Origin of the sequence: Labrys sp. LIt4 (assembly GCF_017813775.1) — a bacterium.
Lineage (GTDB): Bacteria > Pseudomonadota > Alphaproteobacteria > Rhizobiales > Labraceae > Labrys > Labrys okinawensis_A.
The window spans coordinates 263053-283679 of the sequence record NZ_JAGIPY010000008.1; the positions used below are offsets into that span (position 1 = coordinate 263053).

General features: G+C 65.4%; 20 protein-coding genes. 12 read left to right on the forward strand and 8 right to left on the reverse strand.

Annotation, left to right across the window (positions count from 1 at the left end; all coding sequences use genetic code 11):
* Positions 1–116 precede the first annotated feature (116 nt).
* Positions 117–884 carry an SDR family oxidoreductase gene (locus tag J8I29_RS17205; RefSeq protein ID WP_209432576.1) on the forward strand — a complete coding sequence of 256 codons (768 nt, stop codon included), beginning with the start codon at positions 117–119 and terminating at the stop codon, positions 882–884.
* Between the two features lie 188 nt (positions 885–1072).
* Here J8I29_RS17205 and J8I29_RS17210 read toward each other — a convergent pair whose 3' ends face one another.
* Positions 1073–1981 carry a LysR family transcriptional regulator gene (locus tag J8I29_RS17210; protein WP_348536053.1) on the reverse strand — a complete coding sequence of 303 codons (909 nt, stop codon included), beginning with the start codon at positions 1979–1981 and terminating at the stop codon, positions 1073–1075.
* A 177-nt stretch (positions 1982–2158) separates the two neighbouring features.
* Between J8I29_RS17210 and J8I29_RS17215 the strand changes: the two genes are divergently transcribed.
* Positions 2159–3103, forward strand: coding sequence for a ring-cleaving dioxygenase (locus tag J8I29_RS17215; RefSeq protein ID WP_209432578.1), 945 nt, complete (start codon positions 2159–2161; stop codon positions 3101–3103).
* A 50-nt stretch (positions 3104–3153) separates the two neighbouring features.
* Positions 3154–3774 (forward strand): alpha/beta hydrolase, encoded by a 621-nt coding sequence (locus J8I29_RS17220; protein WP_209432579.1) that lies wholly within the window; start codon positions 3154–3156, stop codon positions 3772–3774.
* 69 nt (positions 3775–3843) lie between these two features.
* Here J8I29_RS17220 and J8I29_RS17225 read toward each other — a convergent pair whose 3' ends face one another.
* From J8I29_RS17225 to tetR, 3 genes are all read right to left on the reverse strand, one after another.
* The gene (locus tag J8I29_RS17225) at positions 3844–4830 is read right to left on the reverse strand and encodes an NAD(P)-dependent oxidoreductase (protein ID WP_209432580.1); all 987 of its coding nucleotides are present in this window, start codon (positions 4828–4830) and stop codon (positions 3844–3846) included.
* An 85-nt stretch (positions 4831–4915) separates the two neighbouring features.
* The gene (locus J8I29_RS17230) at positions 4916–5458 is read right to left on the reverse strand and encodes a helix-turn-helix transcriptional regulator (RefSeq protein ID WP_209432581.1); all 543 of its coding nucleotides are present in this window, start codon (positions 5456–5458) and stop codon (positions 4916–4918) included.
* A complete protein-coding gene (gene tetR, locus J8I29_RS17235; RefSeq protein ID WP_209432582.1) occupies positions 5455–6069 on the reverse strand; it encodes a tetracycline resistance transcriptional repressor TetR in 615 nt (204 codons plus the stop codon). Before tetR ends, J8I29_RS17230 begins: the two co-directional genes overlap by 4 nt.
* Positions 6070–6261: 192 nt before the next feature.
* On the opposite strand from tetR, the gene tet reads away from it, so the two are divergent.
* Entirely contained in the window at positions 6262–7437 is a 1176-nt protein-coding gene (gene tet, locus J8I29_RS17240) for a Tet(A)/Tet(B)/Tet(C) family tetracycline efflux MFS transporter (RefSeq protein ID WP_209432583.1), read from the forward strand.
* A gap of 31 nt (positions 7438–7468) precedes the next feature.
* Here the strand turns inward: tet and J8I29_RS17245 are convergent, their stop codons facing one another.
* Complete coding sequence (locus J8I29_RS17245) at positions 7469–9058, reverse strand: D-aminoacylase (protein ID WP_209432584.1); 1590 nt, start codon at positions 9056–9058, stop codon at positions 7469–7471.
* Between the two features lie 299 nt (positions 9059–9357).
* Here J8I29_RS17245 and J8I29_RS17250 point away from each other — a divergent pair, with 299 nt between their 5' ends.
* On the forward strand, positions 9358–10128 hold the full coding sequence (locus J8I29_RS17250; RefSeq protein WP_209432585.1) for a helix-turn-helix domain-containing protein: 771 nt from the start codon (positions 9358–9360) through the stop codon (positions 10126–10128).
* Here the strand turns inward: J8I29_RS17250 and cydC are convergent.
* The gene (gene cydC / locus J8I29_RS17255) at positions 10114–11784 is read right to left on the reverse strand and encodes a thiol reductant ABC exporter subunit CydC (RefSeq protein WP_209432586.1); all 1671 of its coding nucleotides are present in this window, start codon (positions 11782–11784) and stop codon (positions 10114–10116) included. The genes J8I29_RS17250 and cydC overlap by 15 nt on opposite strands.
* Entirely contained in the window at positions 11781–13559 is a 1779-nt protein-coding gene (gene cydD / locus J8I29_RS17260; RefSeq protein ID WP_348536055.1) for a thiol reductant ABC exporter subunit CydD, read from the reverse strand. Before cydD ends, cydC begins: the two co-directional genes overlap by 4 nt.
* Before the next feature lie 266 nt (positions 13560–13825).
* Between cydD and J8I29_RS17265 the strand changes: the two genes are divergently transcribed.
* Genes J8I29_RS17265 through cydX form a run of 3 tightly spaced genes read left to right on the forward strand, consistent with a single transcriptional unit; the run spans position 13826 to position 16732 of the window.
* Positions 13826–15409 (forward strand): cytochrome ubiquinol oxidase subunit I, encoded by a 1584-nt coding sequence (locus tag J8I29_RS17265; RefSeq protein WP_209432588.1) that lies wholly within the window; start codon positions 13826–13828, stop codon positions 15407–15409.
* 21 nt (positions 15410–15430) lie between these two features.
* The gene (cydB, locus tag J8I29_RS17270) at positions 15431–16579 is read left to right on the forward strand and encodes a cytochrome d ubiquinol oxidase subunit II (protein ID WP_105863026.1); all 1149 of its coding nucleotides are present in this window, start codon (positions 15431–15433) and stop codon (positions 16577–16579) included.
* 12 nt (positions 16580–16591) lie between these two features.
* On the forward strand, positions 16592–16732 hold the full coding sequence (cydX, locus tag J8I29_RS17275) for a cytochrome bd-I oxidase subunit CydX (protein WP_209432589.1): 141 nt from the start codon (positions 16592–16594) through the stop codon (positions 16730–16732).
* On the opposite strand, the gene J8I29_RS17280 is transcribed toward cydX, so the two are convergent.
* A complete protein-coding gene (locus J8I29_RS17280) occupies positions 16717–18222 on the reverse strand; it encodes an MFS transporter (protein WP_209432590.1) in 1506 nt (501 codons plus the stop codon). The two genes, cydX and J8I29_RS17280, sit on opposite strands and share 16 nt — an antisense overlap.
* 83 nt (positions 18223–18305) lie before the next feature.
* Between J8I29_RS17280 and J8I29_RS17285 the strand changes: the two genes are divergently transcribed.
* The 4 genes from J8I29_RS17285 (at position 18306) to J8I29_RS17300 (ending at position 20618) form a co-directional block, all read left to right on the forward strand.
* Positions 18306–18878, forward strand: a complete 573-nt coding sequence (locus J8I29_RS17285; protein ID WP_209432591.1) for a TetR/AcrR family transcriptional regulator — start codon at positions 18306–18308, stop codon at positions 18876–18878.
* 173 nt (positions 18879–19051) lie between these two features.
* Positions 19052–19660, forward strand: a complete 609-nt coding sequence (locus J8I29_RS17290) for a superoxide dismutase (RefSeq protein WP_209432592.1) — start codon at positions 19052–19054, stop codon at positions 19658–19660.
* 41 nt (positions 19661–19701) lie between these two features.
* Positions 19702–20304 (forward strand): flavin reductase family protein, encoded by a 603-nt coding sequence (locus J8I29_RS17295; protein WP_245197089.1) that lies wholly within the window; start codon positions 19702–19704, stop codon positions 20302–20304.
* Positions 20283–20618, forward strand: coding sequence for a tetratricopeptide repeat protein (locus J8I29_RS17300; RefSeq protein ID WP_209432593.1), 336 nt, complete (start codon positions 20283–20285; stop codon positions 20616–20618). The genes J8I29_RS17295 and J8I29_RS17300 overlap by 22 nt, the downstream gene beginning before the upstream one ends.
* The last annotated feature ends 9 nt before the right edge of the window (positions 20619–20627 follow it).

The window sequence follows — 20627 nt, forward strand, 5'->3', positions numbered from 1 at the left end:
TGGCGATTTCCCAGGAAACAGGGAATGGCTGAAAACAGCGAGACCAGAGGAAACGGGTCGCGATCAGCCCATGCCTGGAGAACAAGAACCTCCCAAGCGAATTGGAGGTTCGGGAAATGAAGTCTACGCTCGAAAACAAGGTTGCCATCATAACCGGCGCCAGTTCGGGTATCGGCGAAGCCTCGGCGCGCCTGTTTGCCGCCGAAGGTGCTGCGGTCGTCCTGTCGGGGCGCCGCCGCGGTGCCCTCGGCAAGGTCGCTGCAGACATCGCCGCTGCCGGCGGCAAGGCCGTCGCGCTCGCCGGCAACATCCAGGACGAGCACCACCAGCTTGCCCTGGTAGATGCCGCCCAGCGGCATTTCGGCGGGCTCGACATCGCCTTCAATAATGCGGGCACCACCGGAGAAATGGCGCCGCTGACCGATATCTCCCCGGAAAGCTGGCGCGATACAATTGAGATCAACCTGACCAGTGCCTTCCTGGCGGCGCGGCACCAGATCCCCGCCATGCTGGCGCGTGGTGGCGGAACCCTGGTGTTCACCTCGACTTTCGTCGGCTACACCGTCGGCTTTCCCGGCATGGCCGCCTACGCCGCCAGCAAGGCCGGCCTGATAGGCCTCACCCAGGTAATCGCCAGCGAATACAGCGCCAGGGGCATTCGCGCCAACGCCCTGTTGCCGGGAGGGACCGATACACCAATGGGGCGAAGCGTCTCCAACACCCCGGAGGCACGCGCCTTCGTCGAAGGGCTGCACGCCCTCAAGCGCCTGGCCAGCCCCGAGGAGATCGCCCGTTCCGCGCTCTATCTCGCTTCGGACCTGTCGAGCTTCGTGACGGGGACGGCCCTGCTGGCGGATGGCGGCGTCTCGATGACGAGGACCTAGAGCGTTTTCCAGAAAAGTTGATAGACTTTTCGATTAAGAAAACGCGTCAAAATAAGGAATTAGAGAGCAAAGTGCAATTCGGAGAAATTGCACTTTGCTCTAGCACGACGACTGCGTTTGCGAATGCAGGAAACGGAGGGTGTTCAGCCTCTGGAGTCCAACGTCTCGGCCAAATCACGACGTGGGTTCTAGGTCCCTTCGATGAAGGCGCGGCGCCGGACGATCTCCGCCGCAATGAAATCGAGGAACGCTCGTATGCGCGGGGCGTCCCGGAGATCAGGGTGGGTGAGCAGCCAGAGATCCGCCCCGAATTCCGGATTGACTGATCCAATACGCCGCAACCCCGGCCGGGTTCCGGCGATGAAACAGGGCAGGTGGCCGATACCGATGCCGGCCTCGACGGCTTCGGCCAGGCCGAGCACCGAGTTGACGCGGTAGACGATGCGCTCCGGCGCGACGTGAGCCTTGACATAGCGCACGGCCTTGAGCGTGGCGAGATTGTCACCGAGTGCCACCCAGCGCCGGCCATGCAGCGCTTCCAGATCCGGCAGGCCAGGCTCGGGAAAATCTTCCGCCCTGCCATAGAGAGCCCAGCCGATACGCGCGACGCGCCGGCCGACCAGCGTGTCCGGCGGCGCATCGGACGCACGAATGGCAATATCGGCATCGCGCTTGGAAAGATTCAGCGCGGCATTCGACAGGACCACGTCGAGCCGCATACCCGGATAGGCTTCCGCGAACCGGGCCAGCAGCGGCGTCAGCAGTTCGACCAGCAGGGTGTCGTTGGTGGTTATGCGCAACTCGCCGGCAAGGTCGAGTTCGCTGCCGGCGAGCCGGCGCAGCACCGAGACGATATCCTCGTCGACACGGTCGGCGAGCCCGGCCACTTCCTCGCCCGCCGATGTCAGCGTGTAGCCCGTACGGTGCTTTTCAAACAGTGTGACCCCCAGCGTCTGCTCGATCTGGCGCAGCCGCCGGAAAGCGGTCGAGTGATCGATATCGATGCGCGCTGCCGCCGTGGGCAGGTTACGGGTATCGGCGATCGCCTTTACAGGGCGCAGATCGTCCCAGGCCAAATTCGGAAAACCGTCCCCCACCTTAAATTCCCCAGCGACGCCTCCGACCCATCCGGCACCTATATTACCTTTCATATCGACAATTCAATACCGTGGACGCCAACCATCTCATTGCATCGGCGCAATGGAAATTCCCGGCATATCGGGCCTATCTCAGTGGCGAAGGAACCAACGATCCCCACCGGAAGGAATTTCGCCATGAGCAGCAAAGGCATCCATCACGTCACGGCCATTGCGGGTCCCGCCCAGCGAAACCTCGATTTCTACACTCGGATACTTGGCCTTAGGCTGGTCAAGAAGACCGTGAATTTCGATGATCCCGGCACCTATCATCTCTATTACGGCGACGAGGCCGGCCATCCCGGCAGCATCCTCACCTTCTTTCCCTGGGAGCATGTCGCGCCGGGCCGCATCGGTCTCGGCGAGACGCAGGAAACAGTGTTCCGGGTGCCGGAGGGCTCGATCGCCTATTGGACGCAGCGCTTCGTCGAGAACGGCGTCGCCCATCAGCCGCTGACCCGGCGTTTTGGCGACCCCGTGCTGTCCTTCCAGGACCCGGACGGCATGCGCCTCGCGCTCGCCGCCGTGCCCGGTATCGAGAATGAGACCGGTTGGACCGACGCCGGCATTCCTGCCGATGCCGCTATCCGCGGTTTCCATGGCGTCAACCTGCTGCTTGCGCAGGCGGCTCCGACCGGTGCCGTCCTCACCGACATCTTCGGTTTCAGCGAAATCGGCCGCGAGGGCAGCCTGGTGCGGTATCGCGTGCCGGACGGCGGCGCCGGCAGCGTCATCGACATTCGCGAGGCCAGCGGCTACCTGCCGGCTCGCCTCGGCGGCGGCTCCGTACATCACATCGCCTTTCGCGCGGCCGATGACGCCGAGGAAGCCGCAATGGTTCGCAAGCTTGCCGAAAACCACGGCATCCGCACCACGGAGCAGAAGGACCGCAACTATTTCCGCTCGGTCTATTTCCGCGAACCCGGGCATGTTCTGTTCGAGATCGCGACCGATATTCCCGGTTTTGCCGTGGACGAGCCTGCGTCCGAGCTCGGCCAAACCCTGAAACTTCCTCCCTTCCTGGAAGCCCGCCGTTCGGCTCTGGAAGCCTCCCTGCCCCGCCTCGGGCAAAGCGCGCCCTAGATGCGCCCCGTTTAAGTTCCCACCACCCTCGATCCGAGGAGACAATCATCATGACGACGACATCCAACTTATCGCATATCCACCGCTTCGTTCCCGGACAGGATAGGCAGCACCCCCCTCTCCTGCTCCTGCACGGGACGGGCGGCGACGAAAACGATCTCATCGGCCTCGGCGAACTGGTCGCTCCCGGCCGGGCCCTCATTTCTCCGCGCGGCAAGGTGCTGGAAAACGGCATGCCCCGCTTCTTCCGGCGACTGAGCGAAGGTGTGTTCGATGAAGAGGACCTGCGCCGGCGGGCCTCCGACCTGGCTGGCTTCATTGCCGAGGCAAGTGAGGCTTATGGCCTCGGGGCACCTGTCGCTTTGGGCTTTTCCAATGGCGCCAATATCGCCGCTGCGCTCCTGTTGCTGCATCCGCAGGCCCTGGCCGGCGCGGTGCTTCTCAGGCCGATGACTCCCCTGCGCTCGCCTCCGCCGGCGGAGCTGGGCGGCAAGCCGGTGCTGATGCTCTCCGGAGCCGCCGACCCAATCGTGCCTGCCGCCAACGCCGGCGCACTGGCCGATGTTCTCAGGGAACGCGGAGCCTCCGTGCGCCACGAGACGTTGCCGGCCGGCCATGGCTTGACGCAGGCGGATGTCCAGCAGACCAAGATCTGGCTCGCCGGCCTGTAGTTCCCCGGCAGAAGCGTTCTTCCGGAGGCGCGGTCATTGGTGCCTCCGGAAAACCTGCCTGTCCGGCCATCAATCGTGAACCGGATAAGGCCCTTCCGAGAACACTGTGTCGTGATAGCCCTTGCTGCCGACCAGACCTGCAAGGGAGCTCCGGAAATCCTGCCCCTCGCGCAGGCAGTCGAGCATATGCCGGAAATCATAGCGCGGGCGCCAGCCGAGTTCGGCCCGTGCCCGGGCATTGACGTAAATGCGATCCAACTGCGGAAACAAGCTCCAACCCTTGGCGACATAGAGTTCGGCGCAATCGGGAAACAGACGGTGCACGAGCGCCGGTGCGGCCGTCCGCAGCGCCGCGCAGTCGCCCGGGCCGAACGGCGTGGTTGCAGAGATGATGTAGCGGCCGAAACCGAGCGAGGGCGCCCTGTCCGCCGCCGCCAGATGGGCGTCGACCACGTCCTGGATGTCGCAGCGGCGGTTGAGCAGTTCGTTGGCCTGGGCATTGTCCGTGCCGTAGCGCTGTCTCATCTCGGGATCGTCGTCGGCTTCCGGGAAGAAGCGCGAAGTGCGCAGCACGATGACCGGCAGGCGATGGCGGCGGGCGAAAAGCTCGCACAAGGTCTCCGCCGCGATCTTGCTGGCGCCATAGATGTTCTTCGGGATGGGCGTTACGTCCTCGGTGACCCAGGCGGCCGGTTCACCCGCCGCTGGCGTCAGGGCAGAGCCGAAAGCGCTGGTCGTGCTGGTGAAGACGAAGGCTTCCACGCCGGCGGCAGCGGCCGCCTCGAGCAGCACCAGCGTCCCCTGGACATTGACGTCGAGAAAGTCCCGGTAGCCGTGGGTGGCCACATGCGGCTTGTGCAGCGTCGCCGCGTGGAGAACCGTGCGCACGCCCGGCAGGTGGCGCTCCACGAATGCGCGATCACCGATCGAGCCGACAATATCGGTGAAGGGCGAGGCCTTGAGGTCGAGGCCGATGGCAGGCCGGCCGCCGGCCCGCAAGGTGCGCATCAGACCCTCGCCCAGATGTCCGGCACTGCCTGTTACCAAAATCGTCATGGTGAACTATCCGCTATTGGCATCCGGCACCGACGACTAACGATCGCAAGCTGCACCGGGCACGCATAAAATATGCAGGCGCCGATCAGGTGACGGTGGTGACCAGCCGCCCGGCGCTGCCGTCCGCCAGCCTCACGCGCTCCCACAGCACACGGCTCGGCTCGATCGGCAGGACGGGATCGCCATTGGCGCCCGTCTCCAGCGTCAGCGACGCCAGGTAGCCTTCATGCCAGCCCCGGGCAGCAAGCCTCTCCTCTGCCGCCAGGATTTCATCCGAGGCATAGGGGAGCAGCGACCTGCCGAGCAGTTCGGGCAGATCGACATGCCATTCTGCCTGCCGCGGCAGGGACGCCGCCAGAAGGCGATGGCTATGGTCGCAGATGAGATGGACCTTGGCGGTCGACGATGCCACCAGGCGCTTCAGGGCGGCATCTTCCGCCGGAACCGGCGTAGCGGCAAGAAGATCCAGGATGGCCACCCAACGATCCTGCCCGAGCGGCATGATCCCTCTTTCCCAACGGGAAATGCTGGCCTGGTCCACGCCGAGCAGTTCGGCCAGATGGCTCTGCTTGATGCCTTTCAGCATGCGCAGCCTGCGCAAGGCACGTCCCTGCTCGATCGCATTCATCGCTGCAATCTCTCCCTCATGCCGGCAATGATGAAGCTCAATCCCCGTTCGAACGCCGCCTCGGACCCATCCCGGTCGAAGGTCTCCATCGCCTCAGCCAGCAGGGGCGACACCGCGGCCGCGGAACGCGTCTCGTCGCGCTCGACTCCATCCGCCTGCGCCGATTGTTGCTCCATCACCGAACCGACTACGAAATAGCTGATGGTCATCAGCGCGTAGGTGGTGTCGGCCATGGTGAACCCCGCCTCGGTCAGGCAGCGCAATTGTGCCTCGGCATTTGCGGTTTCCGCACCGCTGGGCCTGGTGCCGGCATGGATGCGTGCGCCGTCCCGATAGGAAAGCAGGGCCCGCCTGAAACTGCGGGCATTGTTGGTGACGAAAGAACACCAATCTTCACCCGGCTTCGGCACCGCATGCGTGTGCCGTTCGGCGAGCATGGCATGGGCCAGGGCATCGAGCAGAGCCCGCTTGTTCTTGAAATGCCAATAGAGGGCTGGCTGCTGCACGCCGAGATGGTCGGCCAGCCTGCGGGTGGTCAGGCCGTCGACGCCGACCTCGTTCAAGAGATCCAGTGCGGCTCGGATGACCTTTTCGCGCTGCAGTTTCGCCATAACGTCCTTCCCCGGCATCGCCTCGAGAAGGGCCGGCCTCCGGCCCCGGCGATGCGGCCATGCAGAACTACCTCATCGATCCCGATTCAGTAAGCCGGATCCATCGCGGCCGGCTTGACTATTTATCGGTGATAAGTTCTATGGTTCCGCTTATCAATGATAAATTATGATCGAATGGACCGGGGTGCGCCGATGACAACCAGATTTGCTCTCCCGCTCATACTCGGCGTCGTGGCCCTCGATGCCGTCGGCATTGGCCTGGTCATGCCCGTCTTGCCCGAGCTCTTGCGCAATCTCGTCCATGCCGATGCGGTGGCCGGACATTACGGCGTGCTGCTGGCGACCTATGCCCTGATGCAGTTCCTGTGCGCGCCAGCCCTCGGCGCCCTGTCGGACCGGTTCGGCCGCCGTCCGGTGCTGCTGGCTTCGCTGGCCGGCGCGGCCATCGACTACGCCATCATGGCGACAGCGCCGGTTCTGTGGATCCTCTATGTCGGGCGCGCCCTCGCCGGCATCACCAGCGCGACGGCGGCCGTGGCCGGCGCGGCGATCGCCGACATCACGCCGGAAGAACAGCGTGCGCGGCGTTTCGGCCTGATGAGCGCATTCTTCGGGCTTGGCCTCGTCGGCGGACCCGCCCTCGGCGGCCTGCTCGGCGGCCTTTCCCCGCACGCCCCCTTCCTCATGGCTGCCGCCCTGAATGGCCTGAACGGCCTGCTCGCCCTGCTGTTTCTCCCGGAAACCCATCGAGGCGAGCGCCGTCCGCTCTCCCGGGCTGCCCTTAATCCCATTGCCTCTTTCCGCTGGGTGCGTGGCTTGCCGGCGGTGATGGCCTTGATGGCGGTGTTCTTCGTCATGCAGCTGGTCGGCCAGGTGCCCGGCTCGATCTGGGTCCTTTTCGGCGAAAACCGTTTCCACTGGGATACGGGTGCCGTCGGACTTTCTTTGGCTGTCTTCGGCATTCTCCATGCCGTCGCGCAAGGAGTCGTGACGGGTCCCCTGGCGCGGCGGCTCGGGGAACACCGAGCCGTCATTCTCGGCATGTCTGCCGACGCGCTCGGCTATGTGCTGCTGGCCTTCGCCTCGCAAGGCTGGATGGCCTTTGTCATCATGGTTCCGCTGGCGGCTGGAGGCATCGGCGCCCCCGCTTTGCAGGCAATGCTGTCGCGGGAGGCCGGAGAAGGCAGGCAGGGCCAGTTGCAGGGGTCGCTGTCCGCCCTTACCAGCCTGACGTCTATCATCGGCCCGCTGCTCTTTACCGCGATCTATGCGGCTTCCCTAACCAGCTGGAATGGCTGGGCCTGGCTGGCGGGCGCCCTGCTCTATCTCCTATGTCCGCCACTTCTGCAGCGATCGGCGCGGACATAGAGCAGGAGCGGCGTCGCCGGGCGGCTTGCGTTTAAAGCACCCTGCCCGGCCGTTCGCCTGTCTGACGGCCCTCGGCCACCACAGCGCCTCCGTTCACCCAGACATGGGAGATGCCGGTCGGCAACTGAGTCGAGTTCTCGAAGGTCGCCCGATCGGTGATGGCGTCCTCGAACAGCACGAGGTCGGCGGCAAGGCCTGGACGCACCAAACCGCGGTCGCCGAGCTGGAAACGCTGCGCTGCGACCGACGTCATGCGACGCACGGCATCTTCCAGGCTGAACCAGTTCTTCTCGCGCCTGAGCGGCCCGGCGATGCGCGGAAAGGTGCCGAAGGCGCGCGGATGCGGCTTGGAGCCTGGCCGAGGCAGGCCGTCGGAGCCCGCCATGTAAAGCCGGTGGCAGCAGGCTGCGTGCAGATCGTCTTCGTCGAGCTGGAACAGGATGATGCCGGTCTGGCCGTCATCCTCCTCGATGAAACGCAGCATCAGGTCGAAAGGCGTGACGCCGAGCTGCCCGGCCGCCTTTTCCATGTCGAGGCCTTCCAGATGCTTGAGCTCGGCGGTGCCGACCGCCGACAGGCGGACATTGCCCCAACCGATCAGCGATACCTTGCTCTGGCCATGGAAGGCCGGGCCGCCATGTTCGACCCATTCGCGCAAAACCGCCAATTGCCCGGGATCGCGCAGGCGGGCCTTGAGGCCGTCAAGCCCGCCATCCATGGCGGCAGGTGGCAGCAATTGCAGGAGCCAGGTGCTGCCGGCCGGATAGGGATACATGTCGAAGCTGATGTCGATGCCTTCGCAGCGCATGCCTTCGAGCACTTCGATCGCCGCCGGGATCTGCCCCCAGTTCGGCCGCCCGGCCGATTGCAGATGCGAGAGCAGGCCGGCCGAGCCGGAATGCCTGAGAATAGCGCCGAACTCCTGGATCGCGTCCAGCAGCCCGGCCTCGTAGGAACGGACATGGGCGGCCAGCACCTTGCCGCGGCTGCGCACGGTGCTTCCAAGGGCAAAGAGCTCGTCCTCTTCGGCGAAGGCGCTCGGGGGATAGACGAGGCCGAGCGAAAGGCCCGCCGCCCCCTGGTCGAGCTGGGTGGCGAGCAGCGTGCACATCGCCTCGATCTCGGCCGCTCCGGCCGGGCGACGATCGTGCCCCATCACGGCAAGGCGCAGCGCCGCGTGGCCGACCAGCGATACCAGGTTGAGCGCGATGCCCTCCCCCGTCAGTGCCCGGCGATATCCGTCGAGGTCCTCGAAGATCTCGCTATCCAGGGTCTCGCCGAGCAGGCCGGAAAAATGCAGCCGCAGGTTTTCGCGCGACGCCGGAACCGCCGGATAGAGCGAGAAGGAACAATTGCCGACAACGATGCTGGTGACGCCCTGCAACGCCTTTTCCGGCCGGTCCCGCTCGCGCAGGAAGATAAGGTCGTCATGGCAATGGGCGTCGATGAAGCCTGGTGCGAGATAGCGCTCAGCCGCATCGACGATCGCGGTGCCGTTGTCGGCCTTGAGATCCTGGCCTATGCGGACGATGGCACCGCCCGAAATCAGCACATCGCCGCGATACCAGGGCGCTCCCGTGCCGTCGATGATGCGTGCGCCCCGGATGAGTGTATCGGCCATGACGCCTGATCCTTTCTGGAGCAAAACGGGGTTTTCAAGGAAAACGCCTCGCAGCTCTGGCCCCTTGCTTCGAGCTGTCTTTACGCCTCTTGGCGATTCAGCCAAATCGCAAAAACGTGTCAGTCCTCGATCGCCTCGGCGACCCGGATGAGGCAGGCTGTCGCATGCGACCGGTGTGCGGTCGCGATGCCGGCCTCGGCGGCGGTTGACGGGCGGTCCCACTGGACGAAATGTCCAGTCGCCCGGTTTCCACCCGCCTGCTACCCCATGGACGTGGTCGCAACGCGATGGGTTCCATCATGGGCGCAGCAGCCGGTTTCCGCTCTTCTCTCACGCTCGTCCGCAAAGCCTGCGGAGCCTGCCGCGAGTGCGACGTTCGGCATCGGGCCCTCTGCGCGGCCATGGCCGACGACGATCTTCATCGTCTCGAAGGCATCATGAGCCCGACGGCGCTCCAGCCCAACCAGACACTGCTGCGCCAGGGCGATCCCTGCCGCAAGGTCTATAGCCTGACATCCGGCATGCTGCGGCTCTTCACCGATCTGCCGGACGGCAGGCGCCAGATCACCGGTTTCCTGCTGCCGGGCGACTATCTCGGCCTGGTCGACGACGACGTCCATTCCCAATCGGCGGAAGCCGTCGTCGCCTCCCAACTGTGCGCCTTTCCCATCCGCCAGATGGAGCTGCTGATGGGCGAATTTCCGAGCCTGCGGGACCGGCTCCATCGCATGACCAGGGCGGCCTTGCGCCAGGCCCACGACAGTCAGCTCATGCTCGGCCGGCTGGCGCCGCTCGAAAAGCTGGCCGGCTTCCTGCTCATGCTCGATGCCCGGGCCAATCGCCAGCCCCGCGGTGGACGGGTGCTGCAGCTGGCCATGTCGCGTACCGATATCGCCGACCATCTCGGCCTGACCATCGAGACCGTCAGTCGCTGCTTCACCAGGCTGAAGATGCAGGGCCTGATCCGGCTGCCGGACGCCCATCTGGTGGAAATTCTGCACGAGGACCGGCTCGCCGACATTGCCGGCATCGGCATACAGCCCGAGCAGTTGCGGTCAACCGCCTGCTAGCGACACCGGTACCAGGCGACCGTCGGCGAGCGTGAGCACCCTGTCGCACGCTCCCGCCGGGATCTCGGCATGGGTGGCGAGGATGACGCTGCGTCCCTTGGCGGCGACTGCGAGATCGGCGAGAAAATCCGCCTCCATGGTACGATCGAGGCCGGTAGTCGGCTCATCGAAGACCAGGATTTCGGCCGGTGACAGCAGGACACGGGCGAGGCAGAGCCGCCGTGCCTGCCCCACGGACAGAGTGCGCCCGGCTTCTCCGACGAAGGCATCGAGCCCTTCGGGGAGGCTCCGTATGAAATCGGCGATCCGTGCGGCCTCCAGCGCCGACCAGAGTTCGGCGTCGCTCGCCTCCGGCCTGCCGATCAGCAGATTGTCGCGCACCGACCCCAGAAAGACGGGGGAGGATTGGCTCAGCAGGGCGATCCGCGCATGCAGGTCGGCCTGGCGCACGGTGCGGATATCCGTGCCGCCCATGGCGATCGATCCGGCTTGGGGATCGTGCAGCCTGAGTAGCAAGGCGAGCAGGGTCGATTTGCCGCTGCCGCTCTCGCCGACGATCGCCACGCGTTCGCCGGCTGCGATGGTGAGGCTGAGGTCGCGCAGCACCGGCCGCGCCGGATCGAAGCCGAACGTCACCCGGTTTACGGCAAGCGTGCCGCCTGGCAGCGTAACCGGCCGTTGGGGATCGTTGATCGCCGGCGCCATCTGCGCAATCGCCCGTACCCGCTCGGCCGCCGCCACGGCGGCACCGAATTTGGCGACGCTGCGCACCAGCATGGCCGTCGCCTCGAAACTGGCGAGCACCGCAAGCAGCAGCCCGACGAGCAGAGGACCGCCGATCTCGGCCCGCCCCAGAGCGTCGATGCCGCACCAGAGCACGCCGACAAGGGCGAGCCCGGCCAGAAGCTGGACGGCCGCTGCGGCCGCCAGGCCGGCCCGCGCCGAGCGACGCCGGGCGCAGGCGAGCCGCCTGGCGGCTGCCTCGAATTCCTGTCTTGCGGCCGCGACCGCCCCGAAAGCGACCAGATCGGCATGGCCATCGATGCGATCCAGCATGGCGATACGCAGCGCGGCGGAGGCTTCCACCAGGTCCGCACCCAGCCGGTGCGAGAACAGGATCAGCACGGCCGGAACGCCGGCAAGAGCGAGGATGATCGCCGTTGCGTAAATGGGAGCGGCGGCCGGCAGCAGAACGAAAAGCCCGGCCGTCATGGCGGTCCCGATCAGCAAGGCCGTGAGGATGGGGCCGAACGCCGTCAGGAAGACCGTGTCGAGCGTATCGACGTCGGCCGTGAGCCTGCTGACGAGATCGCCATGCCTGAGATCGCGCGAAGGCAGGGGAATGCGGGGAAACAGGCGCGCGAACAGCCAGCCCCTGAGAGCGGACAGAAGGCGCAAGGTCGCGTCGTGCCCGACCAGCCTTTCGCCATAGCGCGAAAGGATTCGCACCAGGGACAGGCCCCGGATCAGGGAGGACGGACCGAACAGATTGAAGCTCGCCGCCGCGGTGGTGAGAGCCGCCGCCGTCAGGAACCAGCCCGAGACCCAGAGCAAGGCCACGCCGGCGGCAAGGGTGAGTACGGACAAGGTCAGCGCCAATCCCATGCGGCCGACATGCTGGCGAAACAGCGGCCAGAAGGACAGCAAGGCGGTCATGCGGTCCACCTCGGCTGTTTCTGCAGCCTGCCGGCGTGGGGATGGGGCATCGGCAGCAGCTTGCCGCCGGCCAGCCGCCAGGCTTCATTCAGCCGGGCGGCCACGGCGGGCGAATGGGTCGCGACGATCATGGTGCGCCCTTTTGCGAAATCGAGCAGCGCGTCGAGCACGCGAGCCTGCGTGGCGGCATCCAGATGCGCGGTCGGCTCGTCCAGGAGAATCAGACCGGGATCGCGCAAGAACAGACGGGCCAGCGCCACGCGATGTCCCTCCCCGCCCGACAGGCCGACGCCGCCTTCCCCGACCGGGGTGTCGAGCCCCTCCGGCAGTTTCGAGGCAAAATCCCGAACGCATGCCTGCTCCGCCGCGCGCGCGATTTCCGCGGCCGAGGCGGAAGGCTTGCCCAGCCGGATATTGTCGGCGATCGAGCCATGAAAGAGGCGCGAGCGCTGGCTGATGAAGGCGACGCCCGCCCGCAGGCTGGCTTCGTCGATCGTTGCGAGGTCGAATCCGGCGATATGGATGCCGTCTCCCGGCCTGAGGCGAGCCAGTGTTTCCAGCAAGCTCGACTTGCCGATGCCGCTTTCGCCGAACAGCGCCAGATGCCGGCCGGCGCCGATCTCCAACGAGACATCGTCGAGCAGGACGCGGTCGGTCTCGGGCACCCGGATGGTCAGGTGCTCGACCCGGAGCGGCAGCCCGCCGGACAACATGGGAAGATGAACGGATTGCTCAGCGGCGGCACCGGCTTCCGGCGAACCTGCGAAGCGCGTCTCGATCTCGGCGATGGCTGCCTTGGCGGAAGCCCTGTCGTGGTAATGGGCGGCGAGCAGGCGCAGCGGCTGATAGACCTCCGGCGCCATCAGCAGGCAGAACAGACCGGCCTGCAATGTGAGGGAGGAGCCGCGCAGGTCCGCAAACCCGAGATAAGTCAGGCCCACATAGAGCGCCACGCCGGCCACGCCGAGGGCCGCGAAGAACTCCAGCACGGCGGAGGACAGGAAGGCGATGCGCAGCACCCGCAGGGTCCGGCGGCGCAGATCCTCGCTCGCCCGTTCGACGTCGCGGGTCTCGAACTCGGCACGCCCGAACAGCTTCAGCGTGGTCATGCCGCGCAGGCGATCGGCGAAATGCCCGGACAGCCGCGCGAGCGCATCGGCCTGGGCCCTGGTCGCCGCCTCCGCTCCCCAGCCGACCAGCGCCATGAACAGGGGAATGAGCGGTGCCGTCAGCAGGAACAGCAGCCCGACCAGCCAGTCGACCGGCAGGACCGCGGCGGCAAAAGCCAGCGGCAGCACGGCCGCCTGTATGCTCGCGGGCAGGAAGCGGGCGAAGAAGCCGTCAAGCGCCTCGACCTGGTCGACGACCGCCGCGCTCAAGGCGCCGGAAGAGCGGGATGCCGACCACTCGATCGAGCTTGCCGACAATTTCGCGGCAAGCCGGTTGCGCAAATTGAATTTGATGCTCTCGGCGGCGGCGATGCCCGCCTGCTCTCCCAGAGCTGCCAGGCCCAGCCTCAAGACGATCAGCATGGCAATCCAGGTTATCGGACCGGCCAGCGCGACAACGCTCTCGCCCTCCACCACGGCCCGATGCAGCACCGAAGCCAGCAGGTAGGCCTGAGCGACCAGGAGGGCCCCGGAGGCGAGCGGCAGTATGGTCGCGATCGCCAGTCCTCGCCCTGCACTGCGCGCGAGGCTGGTGAGCGTGGAACGACCTTGCCCGCTCGCCCCTCCTGCGATCCCCGGGGTGGACGTCTCGCTCACCTGTTGCACGCGCCCCTCATTTGAACTTCCAAGCAACATTGACTTCGATAGTTTACCAATGACGCCAGTTATCTATCGCTCTTCTTGCAGCACAAAGTGTTGCACACCTTAGATTTTGTCTTGAAAAAGCAAAACCGACCGAAGCACAATCTCCACCATCTTTAGCCGCCGTGGGCAGCTTGGGGCATTGATTTCGATCAATGCCCGACGCGGGCTGCCCGTTTAGAGAAACTTGAAACTGGCGCAATGCCAGTATTGGACCGGGTTTGGCGTCTATGATTGATTTCACCATCGTCGATCTGTCGCGACTGCAATTTGCAGCGACAGCCATGTATCACTTCATCTTCGTGCCCTTGACGCTCGGCCTTTCCTTCCTGATGGCCATCATGGAGAGCGTCTATGTGATGAGCGGCAACCCGATCTGGCGTCGCATGACGCTGTTCTGGGGCACGCTGTTCGGCATCAACTTCGCCATGGGCGTCGCCACCGGCATCGTGATGGAATTCCAGTTCGGCATGAACTGGAGCTATTACAGCCACTATGTCGGCGATGTCTTCGGTGCGCCGCTCGCGATCGAAGGCCTGATGGCGTTCTTCCTGGAGGCGACCTTCATCGGCCTGTTCTTCTTCGGTTGGGACCGTCTGTCGAAGGTGGCGCATCTGGCCGTTACCTGGCTGGTCGCACTGGGCGCGAATTTCTCGGCCCTGTGGATCCTGATCGCCAATGGCTGGATGCAGAACCCGGTCGGCTCGGTCTTCAATCCCGACACGATGCGCATGGAGATCACCGATTTCGTCGCGGTCATCTTCAATCCGGTCGCCCAGGCCAAGTTCGTGCACACGGTCAGCGCCGGCTATGTCGCCGGTTCGATGTTCGTGATGGCGATCAGCGCCTTCTTCCTGCTGCGCGGACGCCACCGCGAGCTCGCCCGCCGCTCCATGGTGGTAGCGGCGAGCTTCGGCCTCGCCTCGGCCCTGTCGGTCGTCGTCCTTGGGGACGAGAGCGGCTATGTCGCCACCGAGCACCAGAAGATGAAGATCGCCGCCATCGAGGCCATGTGGGAGACCGAACCCGCACCGGCCGGCCTCACGCTCTTCGCCCTGCCCGGCAAGGACGGCAACCGCTACGAGGTCAAGGTGCCCTGGGTACTGGGCCTGATCACCACCCGCAGCCTGAACAAGGAATTGCCGGGTATCCGGCCTCTGGTCGAGCATGCGGAACTCCGCATCCGCAACGGCATCCAGGCTTCGGCCAGCCTCGACGCCATCCGCAAGAACCCGAACGACAAGGCAGCCCGTGAGGCCTTCGCCAAGCAATGGCCGGATCTCGGCTATGCCCTGCTGCTCAAGCGCTACCGCCCCGATATCCAGAACGCCACGCCGGAGGAAATCCAGCGCGCGGCGTTGGATACCGTGCCCGGCGTGGCGCCCTTGTTCTGGAGCTTCCGGGTCATGGTGGCACTGGGCTTTTATTTCATCGCCTTCTTCGGCCTCGCCTTCCTGATGAGCTGCCGGCACCGCCTCGGCGAGAACCGGGCCTTCCTGCGTGTGGCCTTGTGGAGCCTGCCCCTGCCTTGGGTGGCGATCGAAGCGGGCTGGCTGGTCGCCGAATATGGCCGGCAACCCTGGGCGATCGAAGGCGTGCTGCCGACCTTCTACGCCGCCTCCGGCCTCACCCTGACCGATCTCGTCATCAGCCTCGGTTTCTTCCTGGCGCTCTATACGAGCCTGCTCATCGTCATGGTCTTCCTGATGGTGAAGGCCATCCGCAAGGGACCGTCCGAACATAGCGTACTGGACGAAGCGCCGGCGGGCGCAGGCCCCCTGCCCGAGCCCGCCTTCGCCCGCGCGCCGCGCTGAGCCAGATCAGGATACGCAACCATGAACACGATCCCTCTCGACTATGAAACCCTGCGCCTGATCTGGTGGGCCCTGCTCGGCGTGCTCCTGATCGGCTTTGCCATCATGGATGGCTACGACCTCGGCATCGGGGCCCTGCTGCCCTTTGCCGCCCGCACCGACGAGGAACGCCGCATCCTCATCAACCTGATGGGGCCGACCTGGGAAGGCAACCAGGTCTGGCTGATCCTGGGCGGCGGCGCGATTTTCGCCGCCTGGCCGGCGCTCTATGCCACGTCCTTTTCCGGCTTCTATCTGGCAATGATCGCCATATTGCTGGCCTTGATCCTGCGGCCCGTCGGTTTCAAGTTCCGCGGCAAACTCCAGGACCCGCGCTGGCGCACTTTGTGGGATTGCGCCCTGTTCCTCGGCGGTTTCGTGCCCGCCCTGATCTTCGGGGTCGCCGTCGGCAATGTGCTGCTGGGCGTGCCCTTCGGCCTCGACGCCACGCTACGCCCGTCCTATAGCGGCACCTTCTTCGGTCTCCTGAGGCCCTTCCCGCTGCTCGCCGGGCTGGTCAGCCTCGCCATGCTGGTCACCCATGGCGCGACCGTGATTTCGGCCCGAACGCAGGGGCCGATGACGGAGCGAGCGCGCTCTTATGGCCGTCTTGCCGCGCTGGCAACCCTGGCGCTGTTCGCCCTCGGCGGTGTGTGGATCGCTTATGGCATAGACGGCTATGTCGTCACCAGCCAGCAGGACCCGCTCGGGCCATCCAATCCGCTCGGCAAGTCGGTCGCGCTCGAAACGGGGCGCTGGCTCGCCAACTTCCATAGCCACGGCTGGATGTGGACCGCGCCGACCCTTGGCCTGCTTGGCCCGCTGGTGGCTTTTGCCGGCCTGTCGGCCCGCATGGGTAAACTCGCGATCGCCGGCAGCAGCCTCGGCATCATCGGCATCATCGCCACGGCTGGCCTGGCGCTGTTTCCCTTCCTGCTGCCGAGTTCGCTCGATCCCAAGGTCAGCCTCACCGTGTGGGACGCGTCCTCCAGTCACATGACGCTCTTCGTCATGCTGCTGGCGACGGCGGTCTTCCTGCCGCTGATCCTGGCCTACACCACTTGGGTCTTCCGCGTGATGCGCGGCCCTGTCACGGCCGACTCGATCGGCCGCAATCCCAACGCCTACTGAGGAGGTCGGTCCATGTGGTACTTTTCCTGGATCCTCGGGGTCGGCCTTGCCTGCTCCTTCGCCATTCTCAACGCCATGTGGTTCGAGTTGCGCGAGCAGAAGGTCGACGCCGCGAAGCCGGAGAACAGGCCTGATCGTCAACCGATCGGTTGACGGTCACCCATCCGATCCCGCCGGCGCCCCATCAGGCCGACGACGAGGGCCGTCAGCAGGAAGAGCAGCGAGCAGACGGCGAGCACGCCGAGAAAGGCCTGCTCGAAAGCCAAACGTGCCAGCCGCACCAGCGTGTCGGCCGAGGGCGAAGGGAGTCCTTCGGCCGCAAGCAGGGCCTCGTCCAGACTGTCGCGCACGGTACCGGCAACCGGCAGGTCGGACGGCAGCACCAGCATTGCCGTGTAGATCGCCGACATGATGGTGCCCATCACGGCAACCCCAAGTGCACCGCCGAGTTCGTAGGAGACCTCCTCGATCGAAGCGGCCATGCCGGCCCGCTCCTCCGGCGCATTGACCATGATCGCACTGGACGCGGCCGACATCGACGCCCCGACGCCGAACCCCATGGCGCTCAGCGCCGTCAGCCAGAGCGCCGCCGTTCCATCATGCGTCAGCAGGAAGACGGCGAGACCGCCACCCGCCAGTGTCAGCGACATCCACAGCACGTGACGGGTCCCGAGCCGCGGCGGAGCGAGGCCCGCCAATGGCCCCGCCACGATCGATGCCAGGGGAACGGGAAGCAGCAGCAGGCCTGCCTGCAGCGGCGACAGACCCCGCACCAGTTGCAGATGCTGGCTGAACACCAGTTCCACGCCGATCAGGGCCGCCGATGATACGGTGGCGACGATGACGCCCGCGGCGAATTCGGGATTGCGGAACAGGCCGAAATCGATCAGCGGCATCTCGCTCCGGCGCTGCCGCCGCCTGAAAAGGAAGAATGCCAGAGCGGCAAGGAGCCCAGCCGGGAGGGCGGCCTCCCAGCTCGGCGAACGCTTGCCCAGTTCCTTGATGGCATAGGCCGCGGCGATCAGCCCGACCATGATCTGCAGCGAGCCGACGAGGTCCCAAGGATGGGTGGCACGGCTCGGACGGTTTTCCAGCACAAGCCAAGCCGCCAGCCACGCTCCGATCACCACGGGAACGTTGATCAGGAAGACCGAACCCCACCAGAAGAATTCGAGCAGCAGGCCGCCGAGCACGGGTCCGAAAGCCGCGCCGCTCGAGGCAACGGCTGCCCAGACACCGATGGCGAAGGCCCTCTCCTTCTCGCTGGAAAAGGTGAGGCGAATGATGGCAAGGGTGGCAGGCATCATCATGGCCGCGCCGACGGCCAGCAAGCCGCGGGCGGCGATCAGCACGGCCGAACCGGGTGCGAAGGCCGCCAGCAGCGAGGCCGCGCCGAAGGCGATCAGGCCGGCCATGAACAGGCGCTTGGCGCCGATGCGATCGCCCAGCGTGCCGCAGCCCGGCAGCAGGCCGGCGACGACCAGCGGATAGGCATTGAGGATCCAGAGCTTTTCGGAGGCGGTCGCCGCCAGGTCATGGGTCAGCCGCGGCAACGCCGTGTAGAGCACGGTCAGGTCGACGACGATGAGGAACAGGGCACTCGAAACGATTGCGAGAACCAGCCAGCGATTGTGATATGCCATGATCGAGTTCAGCGTTGAATGAAACTTGTCCGCGCAAAGCGGACCGCTTGCCCACCCCACCCGGTCAATATAAATACATACGTATGGAAACAAAAGAGAGAAGTGGCCTCGGCCGGCCCCGCAGCATCGATCGCAACAAGGTTCTCGATGCGGCCGAAGCCGTGGTGGCGCGCACCGGCCCCGCCGGCCTGACTATCGATGCGGTTGCCAAGGAAGCGGGCATCACCAAGGGCGGCGTGCAATATTGCTTCGGTAGCAAGGACGGCCTGCTCAAAGCCATGCTGGAGCGTTGGACTGCAGGTTTCGACGCCGAGGTCGCCCGGATCGCGGCCAAACAGCCAGGTCCTCTCGCCATGGTGCGGGCCTATGTCGAGGCCAATCGCCATACGGACGAAAAAGATGCTTCCCGTTCGGCCGCCATGCTGGCAACCCTGATCCAGAGCCCGGACCAGCTGGCCGATACCCGGGCCTGGTACCGCCGTTATCTGACGGCTATCGATCCCTCTTCTCCCGAAGGACGCAAGGCGCGCCTCGCCTTTCTCGCCTCCGAGGGCCTCTTCTTCCTGCACAGCTTTCAATTCGTGCAGATGACCGAAGCCGAATGGCAGGAGATATTCGAGGACATAATGCGCCTGCTGCCGGACAGCCCTGCGTGATGCGGGCGAATAGACTGCGGGTCGGACTTCCGAAGCCATTCCGAGGCGAAGCCTGGTGATTTTCCAACCGTCGGCTTGACATATGAGGCATTTCGTTTTTCAAAGAAAAAACTTTGAAAATGGATTGCGCGTCCGTGGATGGCGGGCGCGGTCCTCAAGGATGGAGAAAGACCATGGCCTTCACGCTGCCCGCCCTGCCCTATGGCATCAATGCCCTCGCCGCACGCGGCATGAGCCAGGAAACGCTGGAGCTCCACCACGGCAAGCATCACCAGGCCTATGTCACGGCCCTGAACGGTTTCGTGGAAAAGAATCCTGCACTCGCGGGCAAGACACTCGAAGAGATCATCGCCCAGGTCAAGGACCGGCCGGAGGCGGCACCGGTGTTCAACAATGCCGGACAGCATTGGAACCATATTCACTTCTGGCAGGCGCTCAGCCCGAATGGCGGCGGCATTCCCGGCAAGCTGCAGGCCAGGATCGATGCCGATCTCGGCGGCACCGAGGCTTTCAAGGAAGCCTTCAAGACCGCGGCGACCACGCAGTTCGGATCGGGCTGGGCCTGGCTCGTCGCGGGCAAGGACGGCAAGCTGAAGGTCACCAAGACGCCCAACGGCTCCAATCCGCTCGCCACCGGCGAAGGCACGCCCCTGCTCGGCCTCGACGTCTGGGAGCACAGCTATTACGTCGACTTCCGCAACCGTCGCCCCGATTACGTCGCGAACTTCCTCGACAAGCTGGCCAATTACGAATTCGCCGAAGCCAATCTGGCTGCGCTTTGACCACTGGCCGGGGTATGTCGGGCAGAGCGGGAGAAGGTATCATGCGTGAGATCGACCGTTCCGCCCCCGTCACCCCGATGGCATGGACATCGCCGCAGCGGTCTCCCATCGACCGGTCGGAGTTCGCCGAGGCGATGTCGAACCTGGCGGCGACGGTGTGCGTCGTCGCCGCTCATTGGCAGGGCGAACGCCAGGGGCGTACGGCAACGGCCGTGCTATCCCTTTCGGCAGACCCGCCTTCCGTTCTGGTTTCGATCAATCGGACATGCCGCCTGGCCGAGCTCATTCTTGCCACCGGCCGCTTTTCCGTGGCGATGCTCGCCAGCAACCAGGAAACCATCGCCGATGCCTTCGCCGGCAAGCTCGGCGACATAGACCGCTTCAGCGTCGGTGACTGGCAGAACTGGAAATCCGGCGCCCCGCGCCTGTCCTCGGCCGCCGCTTCCATCGAGTGCGAATTGATCGGCAGCATGTCGATCCCCACGCATCTCGTCATCGCCGGCGCGATCGTCGGAACCGAACTCGCGAAGACGACGGCCCCGCTGCTCTGGCACCGGCGGCAATACCACCGGCCGGCCCCGCTTTCGGGATGGTCGACACTCTCGATCCAGGAACCCCAGCCATGGCCGACTCCGGCGGATTGATCGCCCGCCTCGAACAGCAGATTGCCTCCGGCCGCGACAATGCCCTTGCGCGCTTCACACTCGGCCGCGCCCGGCTGGAACAAGGCGACCCGGCCGGGGCCATCATGCACCTCACGCAAGCCATCGCCCTGAAACCCGATTATGCCGCCGCCTACAAGCAGCTCGGTGCCGCCCATGCCAAGGCAGGCAATGCGCCGGAGGCGATCACCGTCTGGGATAGGGGCTGCGCCGTTGCCCAGGACAGCGGCGAGTTGCAGGCCCTCAGGGAAATGACGTCGCTGCTCGGCAAGCTGAAGCGGCGCCATTCGGCCTGAACCCCTCGA

Excerpts from the sequence above, each read along its gene's own strand:
- J8I29_RS17205 (WP_209432576.1), top strand. The coding sequence starts at position 117 with ATGAAGTCTACGCTCGAAAACAAGGTTGCCATCATAACCGGCGCCAGT.
- J8I29_RS17215 (WP_209432578.1), top strand. The coding sequence starts at position 2,159 with ATGAGCAGCAAAGGCATCCATCACGTCACGGCCATTGCGGGTCCCGCC.
- J8I29_RS17220 (WP_209432579.1), top strand. The coding sequence starts at position 3,154 with ATGACGACGACATCCAACTTATCGCATATCCACCGCTTCGTTCCCGGA.
- J8I29_RS17225 (WP_209432580.1), bottom strand. The coding sequence starts at position 4,830 with ATGACGATTTTGGTAACAGGCAGTGCCGGACATCTGGGCGAGGGTCTG.
- J8I29_RS17230 (WP_209432581.1), bottom strand. The coding sequence starts at position 5,458 with ATGAATGCGATCGAGCAGGGACGTGCCTTGCGCAGGCTGCGCATGCTG.
- tetR (WP_209432582.1), bottom strand. The coding sequence starts at position 6,069 with ATGGCGAAACTGCAGCGCGAAAAGGTCATCCGAGCCGCACTGGATCTC.
- tet (WP_209432583.1), top strand. The coding sequence starts at position 6,262 with ATGACAACCAGATTTGCTCTCCCGCTCATACTCGGCGTCGTGGCCCTC.
- J8I29_RS17245 (WP_209432584.1), bottom strand. The coding sequence starts at position 9,058 with ATGGCCGATACACTCATCCGGGGCGCACGCATCATCGACGGCACGGGA.
- J8I29_RS17250 (WP_209432585.1), top strand. The coding sequence starts at position 9,358 with ATGGGCGCAGCAGCCGGTTTCCGCTCTTCTCTCACGCTCGTCCGCAAA.
- cydC (WP_209432586.1), bottom strand. The coding sequence starts at position 11,784 with ATGACCGCCTTGCTGTCCTTCTGGCCGCTGTTTCGCCAGCATGTCGGC.
- J8I29_RS17265 (WP_209432588.1), top strand. The coding sequence starts at position 13,826 with ATGATTGATTTCACCATCGTCGATCTGTCGCGACTGCAATTTGCAGCG.
- cydB (WP_105863026.1), top strand. The coding sequence starts at position 15,431 with ATGAACACGATCCCTCTCGACTATGAAACCCTGCGCCTGATCTGGTGG.
- cydX (WP_209432589.1), top strand. The coding sequence starts at position 16,592 with ATGTGGTACTTTTCCTGGATCCTCGGGGTCGGCCTTGCCTGCTCCTTC.
- J8I29_RS17280 (WP_209432590.1), bottom strand. The coding sequence starts at position 18,222 with ATGGCATATCACAATCGCTGGCTGGTTCTCGCAATCGTTTCGAGTGCC.
- J8I29_RS17285 (WP_209432591.1), top strand. The coding sequence starts at position 18,306 with ATGGAAACAAAAGAGAGAAGTGGCCTCGGCCGGCCCCGCAGCATCGAT.
- J8I29_RS17290 (WP_209432592.1), top strand. The coding sequence starts at position 19,052 with ATGGCCTTCACGCTGCCCGCCCTGCCCTATGGCATCAATGCCCTCGCC.
- J8I29_RS17295 (WP_245197089.1), top strand. The coding sequence starts at position 19,702 with ATGCGTGAGATCGACCGTTCCGCCCCCGTCACCCCGATGGCATGGACA.
- J8I29_RS17300 (WP_209432593.1), top strand. The coding sequence starts at position 20,283 with ATGGCCGACTCCGGCGGATTGATCGCCCGCCTCGAACAGCAGATTGCC.